At 26.2% G+C, this 13489-nt stretch carries 14 protein-coding genes and 1 pseudogene; 1 reads left to right on the top strand and 14 read right to left on the bottom strand.

The window, feature by feature from the left end; all coding sequences use genetic code 11:
* Nucleotides 1-15: 15 nt before the first annotated feature.
* The 13 genes from AAT22_RS12455 to AAT22_RS19120 all read right to left on the bottom strand — a co-directional run bounded on the left by AAT22_RS12455 (nucleotide 16) and on the right by AAT22_RS19120 (nucleotide 12192).
* The gene (locus AAT22_RS12455) at nucleotides 16-210 is read right to left on the bottom strand and encodes an SWIM zinc finger family protein (protein ID WP_047001452.1); all 195 of its coding nucleotides are present in this window, start codon (nucleotides 208-210) and stop codon (nucleotides 16-18) included.
* Nucleotides 204-668, bottom strand: coding sequence for a hypothetical protein (locus AAT22_RS12460; RefSeq protein WP_047001453.1), 465 nt, complete (start codon nucleotides 666-668; stop codon nucleotides 204-206). Before AAT22_RS12460 ends, AAT22_RS12455 begins: the two co-directional genes overlap by 7 nt.
* Nucleotides 655-966, bottom strand: a complete 312-nt coding sequence (locus AAT22_RS12465) for a hypothetical protein (RefSeq protein ID WP_047001454.1) — start codon at nucleotides 964-966, stop codon at nucleotides 655-657. The genes AAT22_RS12460 and AAT22_RS12465 overlap by 14 nt, the downstream gene beginning before the upstream one ends.
* Nucleotides 967-1047: 81 nt before the next feature.
* Nucleotides 1048-1572, bottom strand: a complete 525-nt coding sequence (locus tag AAT22_RS12470; RefSeq protein WP_047001455.1) for a hypothetical protein — start codon at nucleotides 1570-1572, stop codon at nucleotides 1048-1050.
* Nucleotides 1573-1664: 92 nt separating this feature from the next.
* Nucleotides 1665-2576 (bottom strand): site-specific integrase, encoded by a 912-nt coding sequence (locus AAT22_RS12475; RefSeq protein WP_047001456.1) that lies wholly within the window; start codon nucleotides 2574-2576, stop codon nucleotides 1665-1667.
* 514 nt (nucleotides 2577-3090) lie between these two features.
* Entirely contained in the window at nucleotides 3091-3354 is a 264-nt protein-coding gene (locus AAT22_RS12480) for a hypothetical protein (protein ID WP_047001457.1), read from the bottom strand.
* 337 nt (nucleotides 3355-3691) lie between these two features.
* Nucleotides 3692-3829 carry a hypothetical protein gene (locus tag AAT22_RS19110; protein ID WP_156174321.1) on the bottom strand — a complete coding sequence of 46 codons (138 nt, stop codon included), beginning with the start codon at nucleotides 3827-3829 and terminating at the stop codon, nucleotides 3692-3694.
* Nucleotides 3830-4149: 320 nt separating this feature from the next.
* Entirely contained in the window at nucleotides 4150-4341 is a 192-nt protein-coding gene (locus tag AAT22_RS19115) for a hypothetical protein (protein WP_156174322.1), read from the bottom strand.
* 98 nt (nucleotides 4342-4439) lie between these two features.
* Nucleotides 4440-6965: a DEAD/DEAH box helicase gene (locus AAT22_RS12485; protein ID WP_047001458.1), complete on the bottom strand. Its 2526-nt coding sequence runs from the start codon at nucleotides 6963-6965 to the stop codon at nucleotides 4440-4442.
* Nucleotides 6966-6970: 5 nt separating this feature from the next.
* The gene (locus tag AAT22_RS12490) at nucleotides 6971-8470 is read right to left on the bottom strand and encodes a hypothetical protein (RefSeq protein ID WP_047001459.1); all 1500 of its coding nucleotides are present in this window, start codon (nucleotides 8468-8470) and stop codon (nucleotides 6971-6973) included.
* Entirely contained in the window at nucleotides 8470-9693 is a 1224-nt protein-coding gene (locus tag AAT22_RS12495; RefSeq protein WP_047001460.1) for an MBL fold metallo-hydrolase, read from the bottom strand. Before AAT22_RS12495 ends, AAT22_RS12490 begins: the two co-directional genes overlap by 1 nt.
* A gap of 1194 nt (nucleotides 9694-10887) precedes the next feature.
* Nucleotides 10888-11622, bottom strand: coding sequence for a glucose 1-dehydrogenase (locus tag AAT22_RS12500; protein ID WP_047001461.1), 735 nt, complete (start codon nucleotides 11620-11622; stop codon nucleotides 10888-10890).
* A 414-nt stretch (nucleotides 11623-12036) separates the two neighbouring features.
* Nucleotides 12037-12192 carry a DUF6132 family protein gene (locus tag AAT22_RS19120; RefSeq protein ID WP_008678881.1) on the bottom strand — a complete coding sequence of 52 codons (156 nt, stop codon included), beginning with the start codon at nucleotides 12190-12192 and terminating at the stop codon, nucleotides 12037-12039.
* A gap of 184 nt (nucleotides 12193-12376) precedes the next feature.
* On the opposite strand from AAT22_RS19120, the gene AAT22_RS12505 reads away from it, so the two are divergent.
* Nucleotides 12377-12931 carry a class I SAM-dependent methyltransferase gene (locus AAT22_RS12505; protein ID WP_047001462.1) on the top strand — a complete coding sequence of 185 codons (555 nt, stop codon included), beginning with the start codon at nucleotides 12377-12379 and terminating at the stop codon, nucleotides 12929-12931.
* Between the two features lie 107 nt (nucleotides 12932-13038).
* Here the strand turns inward: AAT22_RS12505 and AAT22_RS19440 are convergent.
* Nucleotides 13039-13307: pseudogene (locus AAT22_RS19440) on the bottom strand (transposase); the annotation flags it as partial.
* Between the last annotated feature and the right edge of the window lie 182 nt (nucleotides 13308-13489).

The following is a 13489-nucleotide window of genomic DNA, read 5'->3' on the forward strand; positions in this document are numbered from 1 at the left end:
CTAATGGCTATGCTTTTACTTATATCTTTTACAGGCAATAATATGCTTGCAAGTTTTCCTATTATAATAAAAATACTTGCATGTACATATATCATTTTCTATGTTTACTCTAAATTTATTTCCCTTTGCCGTTGTTACAAGAAATTCTTCTTCCTTAATATTTTCAATGCTTAACTCTTTAATATCTTCTTCCCATTTTCTTATTAGCATAAATTTCGTATATACTTTACATGCTTTTCTATAATTTCTAGGGTATTATGAGCCTTGTTATCTTTGCTACTAATATACTTAAATTTTACGGTTCCAATCCTACTTATCATATTTTTCGCATTTTCTAATTCTACTTTTAAAATTTCTTCTATTTTAGTTGTTTTTCTTTTATGTCTAAAGAGCCTGTTTAGTATATAAATTACACTAGTATTATTATTATAAATATTAATTTCAGCTTCATCATAAATCTGATTGTTTAGTAATTCCTCTAAAACAAAATTCACTGAAAGTAATTCTATATATATAGTTTCATTAATTTTTTTAGCCTCTATTTCTTTTGTTATATCAATTTCTCGAACATCTTTACTCATAACTACATCATCTTTATAAATAACATATCCTATTAAAATATTAGGCTTTTCCTTTTTACTACTTGCATCTGTATTAACTATCAGCATAAAATTCCCCTGTATCATCACTAATTTTCTTCTCTATAATGAAAATTTCATCATGAGTATCTTTAGCTGCTATTTTTATATTTACTTCTATTTTTGCTCTTTCAAATTCTACGTTACTTTCTTTATTAAATAAATCATATATGACTTGTACTCTATTTAAGATAAGAGCATTATCCTTATTAAACTCTGTTATAGGTTTACCGTCTTTTCTTAAAATTCGATAAAGTAGTTGTATATAATAATTGTTTTCTTTTGTAAAATTACTACTATCAAAACATTTTATTTCAGTATCTCCCATAAATCTTCACCTCCTTCTTACTGGATAATACCGCAAAAAAGCATCCTTTACAGGATGCTTTTAGCGTTGTTAGCGCAATGTTTACAATTTAAATTTTCTATCTACTCTTTTAGCAAATTCATCTTTTAACTTTTGTATGTTATCTACTGTTTTATCTTTTTCTATAATTCTATTTAATGTTTCTGCAATATCTATGCCTAAAGCTGCTGCTTTAAATTCTAAATACTCTTTATTTGAAGGTTTCAAATAGAGACTATATTTATTATTTTTTTCAATTTGATTAATAATATTACTTTCTTTTTTTACTGTTAATTTCTCCTTACAGTTTAAGCATCTATTACTAAAATAGAATTCTTGTCTATCTCTTATAAATATCTTATCTATCATAGATTTATCATGTATATCTACAAATTTACCGTCAATAATTTTCATAATTGCAATCCAAATTTTACACTGGACACACTGTACTTGTAACTCCTTAGTTTCTTTAACATATCTATGCCTATTAAATGCTTTAGCAACTAATTGGGGTACATCTACTCTATCGCCATTGTCTCCTATAACATACATAAAATCCTTGCTAAATTTTATAAATTCTTTCTCCATAATACATCTCTCCTTTAATCTAAAAGTTTAATGTATTATATAGAGTACATATCCTACTTTCAACTTTTAAACCAAGATTTTTTAATAATTCACTAATTTAAATATATTTCTGTAATACTTATTCTATAGTGACCTAACTCTCTACTTACAATTTTTCTAGCTTGCAAGTCAGTTAATCCACTTTTAATTAGTTCCTTGTATCTATTCTGACAATAAAAATGCCTTAATCCATGAAATGTTAGTTGTTTATCTTTATCTAACACAAATTTATCCTGGTTATTATAGATGAACATTTGTATATTCTTTATAACCTTATGTGTTTGCACCCCATCCATTATGAATACTTTGTGACCTCTTTTGGTACTCTCATATAGCCTTTCTATTAAAGTCTTATCTATTACCTGCACATCTCTAACAATCCCTCCTTTTCCCTTAATAGATATCTTCCCCTCATCTAATGCTTGTCCCAAATGTCCTTTATCTAATCTACATACCTCATGTAACCTAAGTCCCAATTGACTACTTAGTCTTACCATATCCCCATATCTCTCTTGTCCTACATCTCTTGCATATCTAACAAATGTTTCTATCTCCATTGGTGACCAAGCCTTATTATCTCCTATTCTTTCTTCTTTACTTCTGCTAATTACACCTAATTTATTATTGTTAGGTAACTTACTGCTATCATTTCCTACTTGATCATAGAAAAACCTAAAAGCCGACAAGTTAGTAGTAATATAACTTGTTGAGTATCCAACATCTTGCATAAACTCTGTATAAGCATACAAATGTTTAGGCTTTATATTATTTAGATTCTGCTTTTTAAATACATCAGCCATAAATTTTGCAAAGTTTTTAACTCCATCCTCATACCTTTCACGTGTTTTGTACGATCCTTGATTACAATGTCTAAATATCTTTTCTATTTGAACACATAAGTTATCATAAATATTTTGTGTTTTTTCATCTAACTCCCAATTGTATTTATCTATTTCTTTCTTCATATATACCATCTCCTTTAATAATTTAAAGACAGTATACATACTTCTTATCCATTATCAATTTATTAGATAAGATTTTTATAATAATTTTTCTAAAATTTCCACTTATTTTTTTCATCAAATTTTCAAGTTAATCGTTTCGCTTATCCCTTACGTGATAAGGATTTACAGCCCTGCTGCAAATCGTCTCAGTAAAACTGAGACGATTTGCTATGCACATAAAATTTCTGGTTAGTAATAATCCCGTATACTTACCTTTGCAAGCGTAACTATATTTATAAATATAGCTACAACGGATTGCAGTATTAAACACCATAGATGCTGCTTTTAAAGCTAACACTGCTAAATAATTGTTAATTCCTATTTATAATCTATATAATCCCTTTTTATAAAAGAGTTGTTCAATTTAATTTTCAAAACAAGTTCCACTAAATATATAAATTTAAATACCTTTGTAAAATAAAAAATACCTTTAAATATAGCTAAACTATAATGAAAGATATCTCACACTTTCAAGTTAAAAAGAATTAACAACTAACATTTCCTCTATATATTCACAAAATTTAAATATTTCTTCACATTCCAAGGATGAAATGCTATATATCTTCTTATCAATGTTTTTATCCTCGGCAATTATTTTAAAAATCTTTTTTGCAAACTTAGCATCCCTAAAAGAATTCCTTATACATGGACTAAAACTTTCATCATCTTTTAGTTCGAAAGATAATATTGAAATTCTTTTTCTGTCCTTGTTTGTGAATCCTATTTTATATTCATTCATCGCAATACCCTTATTACAAAATACAATTATCTCAATCTTTTTCCCTATATAGTTGAAAGAATCTTATAAAATTGGTCTATTTTATTTCCAGTAATCTTATATCACTCATTTTCCTTTTAAATTTTATTCAATTTAACAAATTGTTCTAATATTTTGTAAAACTTTTGTTAATCTTTTATAAAAGTATATCACTATAAAAATAAAAGCCATTATCATATAAGTACTTTTTACTTATCTTTTTTAGATCTAATATATAATTGTATTTCTCATCATAAAAAATTTTAAATCTATCTATCGTATTCCCTTTAGCATATAAGAACAAGAGTCTTCCATCTACTTAAAATACTACGTGAAAATAAAATTCATAATTTATATCTTTTACAAGCTTCCTATATTTATCTTCATACTCTCTTAATATTATCTCACCAGGACCACAAAAGTATTCATTATATACATTGCCACTTCTATAATCCAAAACCTGTCCTAAATCCCCCCGCAACTCTTTTTCCAATATCCTGCTAAACTTAACTGATATTTCATAACAATAACTCCTAAAACAACTCTATTTGTTCAATTCTTTCAAAACTATGCTCTGCCCTTTCTAAACTTTTTTATTTTTTAATTAAATTTACAAAAATTACAATTTTACATTGTTTTATATCTTAATAATTTTTATCATAATTACGTTTTGTTTTAAAACTAAAATCGCAGGATACATTCATGTTATCTATATCAACTTTCAAAAGGTTATTCACTGTACCATATAACCTAAACATATTAAATAAATTTATCTGACTATATCATTTGAGAATTTATTGTTGAAACAACTTTATTTATTCTGTTATTTATAGCTAAAGTTATTCCTTTATAAAGAGAATCTATATTATTCTTAGTTAAATCACTCATTTTACAAACATCATTTACATAATAATTAATAACATAAGCCAATGACAGTACCCTTAATATCATTGGCTTATTTATTAACATTTACTTATTTGGTTCTTTTCATAATAAATATATATTATACTTATTAATTAAATTTTTATTCTGCTGTAAAATTGCTCTTTATCTTTGATTTTTAAATATTATATCATCAAATCTATCTTCTCTTTTAATTTTTTCTTTATATAGGTATTCATATTTATGGTACTTAAATCTAAATGTTTTAACTCATCAATTATTAATTTAGAATCTTCTCCATAAATATATTTAGCTACCTCTATAGCGCCCTCTCTAAATATTCCCAGCGTCATTAACTCTAAAGTCACTTTATTTGATGCTCCAAATTCCAAAAACAGAGGGTAATTTGGTATTTTCTCAATATACATATGTCTATCTGTATTTTCTAAGAATGTTTTTAAAGTTTCTTGATATGCATATATATACTTGCTAAATGTAAATCTTATATCGTCATTTAAAAAACTAATTGATTCTTCTATTCTATTATTAATTTCTTTAGATGTATATTGCTTAGGATCAAAATTATGGAATAATATACTCTTTAAACTTTTCTCCTGCATCCAATTTAAAGCGACTACTCTAATTGCTGCTAAACGCTTTTCGCTATTTGTATTATTGAAAAAAACATCATTAATTATATCTAAAATATCCTTGAATCTTTTATTTACGCCTTCTCCAAATGGATTTATTGGTATATATGCTTGTATACTTTTTGTGTTTCTTTCAAATAAATTCCACAGGTTATTAAGAGATTTAATATCTATTCCAACTAATTTTTTTAATAATTCTTCCGGAACAACGTTTTTTTGAACTATATCCGTTATTATACACTCTACCTCTTTAATTTCTTCTAAATTGCCTTGATCTGAATATGTCTCAATAATATTCACACCTTCAATTTTCTCAAGAATAAGTACTCCCTCTACTTGCTGAAATGTTTCTATTTCTTTTTTATTTGCTCTCGTTATAACTATTTCTTCTTTATTTCTTGTAAACTCAGAAAACTTTTTAATGTCATTTCTTATAACTAAATTTTTCTTAAATTCAACATCTTCTATTTCTCTTTTTGCGTAACTTTTCTCAAACCACTTACCAAAATCTATACATATAATATTCCCACAAATATCTTTACTCATCCTTCCTGCTCTCCCTGAAAGATTCCAAAAATCTAAGTTGGTTAAAGGCTGTGCATTTTTACTAGGATTAAAAATGTATATGTTATTAGCTTGTACATTTATTCCCTCTAATAATGTAGATGTACAAGCAACTATTTTAAGATATCCTTTTGATGCCAAATCTTCTATGCCCAATTTTATAATGCTTGGTAATTTGCTATAATGATATGCAAGACCCCTTTTTATTAGATTTACTAAATCATATTGATCACATATATAATTTTTTAAGAAGTTTGAAAATTCATCCAACTCGGGATTCTCATCTATTGGATACTCATAAGTATTGATTAATGTATTACATACTTTCCTCGTAAGGCTCTGAATATTGCAATAAATGATTGAATTTTCACCATTATTAAATGAATTTATAATATATGCAATCCTATCTTCTTGCTTTTTTAGTTTAGCTTTCTTAAATTCAAAGTCACCCACTAATATTCCATTGTATTTTATATCAATGCGAGACCTCTTGCTGCTTTTCTCCAATTTAATTATATTCTGATTCACTGATGGGCGTTTCTCATTCAGATGATACTCATTATCCAGTTTAAACCTATCAATAAATATTTGAGGATTTTGTATAAGAGGGCTAATAAAGAAAAGCTTAGCATACTTCCAAATATCTTTTGCTCTTTTGATAGTATACTCTAAAAGCACCCCCCGTGCACCATGCATTATCTGCTGTGCTTCATCAATTATAATTAGGTCTACTTTTAAAAAACTCCCTTCAATATTACTGCATAATTGATTTAACCTCTCCTGAGTTAAGACAAATACACCTCTCTTGGTGAGTTTATCTATGCTGATTTCCGAAGAACAACTAACAAAGAATCTGCCTGATATCCCTTGATAGTTAATCTCCTTCTGTATATCATTCATAACCTCATTGATAAGAGCTCTCGTAGGAACCAAGTAAATTATATTCCCCCCATCTTTTTCTAATAAGAAATCTATAAGTATCTTCTTCATTAAGAATGACTTTCCAATAGATGTTGGAGCTGATACACTAATGTTTTGTGAATACTCTATTGCGTTGCTTACTTCTAACTGAAACTTATTAATTCGTTCTTCTATATTTCCAAATCTCTTAGTGAAGAACTCTTCCATATACAAACTTTCAAATAAGGCAACTCCCCTTGTTTGGATTAAAGTATCCTTATATCCTTTTTTCCTAGCTAATACATCTTCAAATGTGAAAATAGTAAGATTTTTCAAGATATTCACACATCGTTTTAATAAAATAGGACTATCAATAATATTCGATATGACTGTTGCAAATTTTAAAGCTCTCATTTGATATGAGTACTTCTTTGATGTTGACATCAGATTAGATATTCCTAATCCAATTTTAACTTCGCGCAAATCTACATCACCACTAATTTCTGCGTTAATGAAATCATTCTTTATATATAAAATAGTATACTTATTAATTAATTTATCAATAAATTCAACATCAGTCTTATTTAATAAAACCATCTTAATTACCTACTCTCTTCATAAATTGTATCTAGATCACTGATAGTTGAAATTGGCACTATAAATAAGTTTAATTTAATTCTATCTATAAATTCATACTTTGGAATCATTTTCAAGTATCCTCCTATATCCTTCCTAAAATCTCCAAAGAACTTTTGTTCAAAAAATTTTATAGCCCTTGAATCATTATCAATTACCTCTGGTATATTACCATACATATCTGTACTATATATTATTAAACTTGTTATCTCTACATTAACCTTTTGCTCTTTATTTCCACTCAATACTTTATTTATCATCACCTGTGATCTATAATCAAGACAACTTACTGCATTTCCATCCCATTCTATTGAATCATAATCAACTAAGTCTGTTTCGCTACTAATACTTTTATTTATGCTTTTAAGTATATTTTCTATTGACTCAAATAAGTCTTCATAAATAGATACAAAAGGAATAACTAAAGTTACCCTTTCCTCACTTCTCTTAAAATATAGATCTTCTTCAAATAAAGTACCTTCTCTCTCAACCAAAAATCTACCAATTCTAGGTATTAACAATATTCCTTCTGAAAGAATCCATAACATAATTAGGCCTATATTTTCTTTAATATTCATTCTTGCTTTTACTTTTGCTATTCTTTCACTAGTATATATAAACCTTTTTATTTTTTCATCATATTTATCAACCTGTTTATTGCTATATAAATCATCAAGCATTAAAGAGTATGAACCTATTGCATCTTGTATATATGAATTAAATCCATACATATCAACTCTTTTTCTCTCATTAATTCTCAAAAAATGCAAATTCATATCAAGATTAGTTTCATCTGACTTATACTTTGTGCTATAATACAACTTATCACACAGCTCTTTGTTATTTATCATTCGTTGATATAATTGTGATGTAGTAAATTTTTGTGGTATATTCTCTAAAGCCTCTTTTAAATCGTTATCTACTAAATAATTTATTATCTTATTAAAGCTGACAATTTTGAGTCTAGTTTTTAGACCATCTCCACCATTATTTTTTATAACTATACCATTTATATATCCATCACAAATTAAAGGTGCTCCTGAAATGCCATTCCATCTTGCCCCTTCCTCTTCGTAATTTACCATTAAACTATGGTCAGCTGCCTCTCCTGTTAACTCGGTATAATAATCTAGCTTAATAAATGACTGATGATCATTTGGATAACCGAATGTTGTTAATGCATCTGCCGCATCAATATCTTCTACTGAAATTTCTGGAAATTCATCATAACTAACGTTTCTCTTTAATATAAGTTGTACAAAATCTAAATCACTTACATTGATAACGCTTTCAACCTCTAATTCTTGAATATTTGGTGATTCAAATTTAATACATAGTGCTGCCGTTGATAAATCTATATCTTTAAAGTTGTGTGCTGCTGTAATCACTATGTTTTTTCTTATAAAAAAAGCTGTACCTTTAAACTTACCATTACATATTAATCTACAAACAAAACTATAGTTCATTACTCTTCACCATCCATTAGCTTTATTATTAGTGTTTTATCTATGTCTAAACTATCTGGCATGTCCATTTCATAATTATATTGTGATTTCAAGTTTTTATCTTCTAGCTTATTGTAGACTCTTGAATGATAATAATTAAAATATAGTTTTTTAAATTCTTTTTGTTTAACTATTATTTTACTTAAGCATTCTAAGTCAGGATGTTTAAACCTTTTTCCATTAGTCGCTATTAAGTATTTTTTAGAACTTGCTATATTAAAAAAGTTTGTATCTGTATTATTTTTACTCCCATGATGACTTACTTTTACTAGTTCAAAATCTATTTTGTTAATTTTTTTATCGGAAATATACTTCTTTAAACTTATTTCAACATCTTCCGCTTTAGAATCCCCTAAAAATAATATTTTCCTATCTAACGTTTCTATAAAAAAGGCAATAGACGCATTATTAGCAGTAGTATTTTCATTAAAATCTTTCTCTGCTAATTCTGATATATCAAATTCATCATTTGAACATTGTTCATCAAATCTCTCTCTCTTTATTTGCTTATCAATACTAGAAAAATAATTATTACAATTCTCTACCATTTTTTCATCTACTGATATTTTATCAATATCTATTTTTAAATAATTGCACCACTCTAAGAATAACTCATCTAACCTTTCCTTACTTGGAGATAATACAACTATTTTTATATCCTTATTTAAATAAAGCTCTTTATATGAGTTTATTTCAGTTTCTACAAGCCCATCAAATAAAGTGTTCCATTTATTCATGAATTTATCATTAATCAAGTAACTAGATAAAGTTTTAGCTTTTTCATAACTTACCTCATCATCAAATAATGATTCCCTATTATTGTTATGCATAAAATCCAGCGATTTATCTTTACTTTCTATTGAATTAGTGTACTGTAACTTTTTATGAATAGCAAATTTAAATAAATCATTAAACCATATTTCTCCTATAGTAACTTTATTTAAAATTTCTTCATCTGAAAAAAGTTCTAAAGCACCAGAAATATGATCATCATCTATATGTGTAAAAATTGCTAAATCTATTCTTTTACATTCTAGCACTTCAGGCTTTATGTATTTTCTATATGTATCTTTAAATCCACAATCAATTAAAATATTATAATACTTTTTTTCTTGTTGAATCTTTACTAAAAAACTTTCACCATAACTTGCAGGGAAACTCATTATTTCAATATTATTCATCATAATCTCAATCCTTTAACCAATTTATATATAAATAATAACACAATTTTTCTTTTTTACATATCTTTCCCTTGAGTCTTATAAAAACTTGTTAAAATAAATATAAATTATTAATAGTTAATACGCTTAAGAAATTACCACAAACTACCTATCCTAATCCTATAATTTTGGAAGTTACAAATAGAGGTATGAGATTAATTAAAATTCAAGAAAATTATAAACATACATTATTCCAAATTATTTATCAAACTTATTTCTATAGTATCCATTAAATATATTTATAATAAAAATAGATTAGGTTTATCTTTTATATAAAATTGCTATTTTAGATATTATTTTAAATATTTCTAAAATATAATAAAAAAACCACTTCTAAATTACCAACATAAAAAAAACAACTGATACAAGTTCAGCTGTTTTTTTAGTTAAATATTATATTACTCTGGTTAATTCATTAAATTATTTTTCTAATAATTTTGGTTCTCCACAGATACGCTTCACCACTCCGTAACAAAAAAATAAGATAGTCTTTTAAATCCTATCTCAACAACTTTTATCTCTTAATATGTGAATGTATTATAATTTCTATTTATTTTGTATTACATGCTACAGTATTACAAATCCAATAAACAAAGTCTCTAAATATATTAAATTACTTATTACAAGATTCTTTACTTCTAATACATATATATATTAGCTGGGTGTATCTTTTATTTTATAAGTCATCTTCCATTTCATAAATACTATTAGCCAACATTATATTTGCTATTCCTGTTACAGCAAGTAACCTAATTATAAAAATAGATATAATAAATCTCTTGTAAAAATATCTGCTAATTTTAAAAACACTGCTTCTATTTTAGGAAGTACATCTCTTCCTTTTTGTATTAAATAAAGCATATTAATACGATTATCCTTTTCATCTGTCTATTTATTGATGTTTATATTGGACGTTGTACATATCCATACCGCCGTAAGTTTGCTAAAAAATCAAGCGGATTAACTGATAAAATTAGCATAATAACTTATTATATCCATAATAAAGTAAAAAAAGTAGTATTAGGAATTTATATAACTTGCCTAATACTACTTTTTCATTTATTTAAAATGTTTATCAATTACATTAATATATAAAATATAAAAAATGTAGCGCCGACTAGAAATTCGAAGTTACTATTTTTATAACATACTCTTAATCTACATTGCAGTCAATCCACCATCGATAACAAATTCTGATCCTGTTGAATAACTTGATTCATCTGAAGCAAGATAAAGTACTAGGTTTGAAACTTCTTCAGATTTAGCCATTCTTCTAATTGGAATTTGTTTAGAAAGTTTCTTAATTACTTCATATGAATCTCCTTCAGTAACCATCGGTGTTTCTATTACACCTGGATGTACTGAATTTACTCTAATTCCAAGTGGTGACAATTGAATTGCTGCTGCCTTTGTCATTCCACGAACTGCAAATTTTGTATCTGTATAACCAATTGCACCACCTACTAATCCATTCATAGATGAAATATTTACTATTGAACCATTTCCTACTTTCTTCATAGAAGCCGCTACTGCCTTAGTCCCAAGAAAAACAGATACTTGATTTATATCTACAATTTTTCTATATTCATCTTCAGTAATTTCTAATAAAGGTTTATTTATACTTATACCAGCATTATTCACTAAAATATTAACTTGTCCAAATATTTTTTCAGTATCCTCTACAACCTTTTCCCAACTAGCGGCATCTGTAACATCTTGTTTTATAAATTTTACATTACCACCTATTTCTTTCTCTAGTATTCTACCTTGTTCTTCATTTAAGTCAGTAAAGACAACTTTTGCACCTTCACTTGCAAATAAACGTACATGAGATGCTCCCATACCTCTTGCTCCACCAGTAATAATTGCCACTTTATTTTTTAAACGTTCCATTTATAATTTCTCCTTAACTAAATTTTTTTATTTATATCATATTCATTAATTCATATCCATTTTTAGATATTACAATTTTTGAATTGAACCTACAGGATAATTGTTATTTATTAGCAAATATCATCCTGTAATTATATATATTTTCTTTCTTACTAACAAATAGTTAGTTCAGCTTAAAGTATCTATAAGTTTATAACTAACACCAATATAAAAGAAGATTAATAAACTGTAGATTGGTCAATCACATAAATGTGAACAACAAGCCTAAGGTTTTATTCTTTCTTTGAAAATTATACGACTATTTTTTCAATATATACTACCACCAATGATTGATTATAATACCTAAAAGAAAACTTGGAATTTTTATTTTCTTTACCTATCTTAGATTATAAAATGCTAATTATTTTTAGACTTTTAAGAAACAAATAGATTTGCTAAAAGAGCACCATATATAATAGATACATATTTATTAGAAGTTATTGGACATGTTCCACTGGCACATCCAATTTTTTTATAGTATATATATCCTAATAAAGCACCAATAATTGAAGCAATAATATATTTTCCCATAATTAAAAATCTCCTTATTATAAAAGTATTTGTTATATCTAATATTAAGGTAAAAACAAATTTTTATATGTAACTTAGTCACTGAAATATATATTAAATTAAGTTATTATAATTTATATAATAAGCATGTATTTATTTTACTAAAAATAAACTATAGCATTTCATTTAGTAAGGGAGAATATAAATGAATAATCATAAATTTGATGTAAAAAAATTAAATAAACTAAATAATCCTGAAAGATTAAGTTTAATTGATTTAGATAAAATTATAGAAGAATTACAATTACCTAAAGATAGTACAATTGTAGATATTGGTATAGGTACTGGTATATTTTCTGAAACCTTTTTAAGTAAATTACCAAATTCTAAGGGATTAGGATTTGATATTTCTGAAGATATGATTAAATGGGTAAAGGAAAATAGAAAGGATGCCTCAACTGGAAGGCTATCCGTATCAATAATGAGTGAAAATGAAATACCTTTAGCTGAAAATACTGCTGACTTAGTTTTTATGATCACAGTTCATCATGAGCTAAAAGATCCTGTAAGCTTATTAAAAGATGCAAAAAGAGTTTTAAAAAATGATGGTAAGCTTTTAATTTGTGATTGGAAAGAGGGAGTTCATAAACACTTTGTAACAAAGGAAAGTATATTACAAGACTTGGACTTGTCAGGATTTAAAAACATTAAAGAATTAAATAACTCAAATAAATTAATTTCTTTAATTGCCACTAAGTAGTTTTATTATATTAGATCTATGGAAATAGTATTTAAATATTATTTCCATAGCTTTATTTGTAAATTTAAGAGCGACTAGATAATTTTGTGTAGTTTTTATTTTTATTGTTTTTTATCTAATTTGGTACATACAGTTTCATATTTTTTTTATGATCTGTGGCTCAAACTCAGTATTTCTGTCACGGGGTACGTCTAAGTCAACGTCGCGAAGGAGCTTTTTAAATTCTTTCTACTATAACCCCATTCCTATAATTCTTATTACCTTAATTATTTGATTCGCTACATTAATATCTATTTCTTCCTAGTCGTTCTTCCATTTCACCAACTAAAATATTTTCAAGAACATCTTTAACAAATTCTTGTCATAAACAGTTTCTCCTGTCTATTTTCTATATAAATTTTATCATCTCAATATAGTGCATAAAACCTCATTCTTATTTCATAAATAAAAATGAGCCAATATCATAATGACTCATTATTTTAAAATAAAATGTTATTTATTTATGGTATAGTTCTCCGTATTATAAATAAATGAGGTTCTATACTTTTATTCTACTGT

Origin of the sequence: Clostridium sp. C8 (assembly GCF_001010885.1) — a bacterium.
GTDB classification, from domain to species: Bacteria; Bacillota; Clostridia; order Clostridiales; family Clostridiaceae; genus Clostridium; species Clostridium sartagoforme.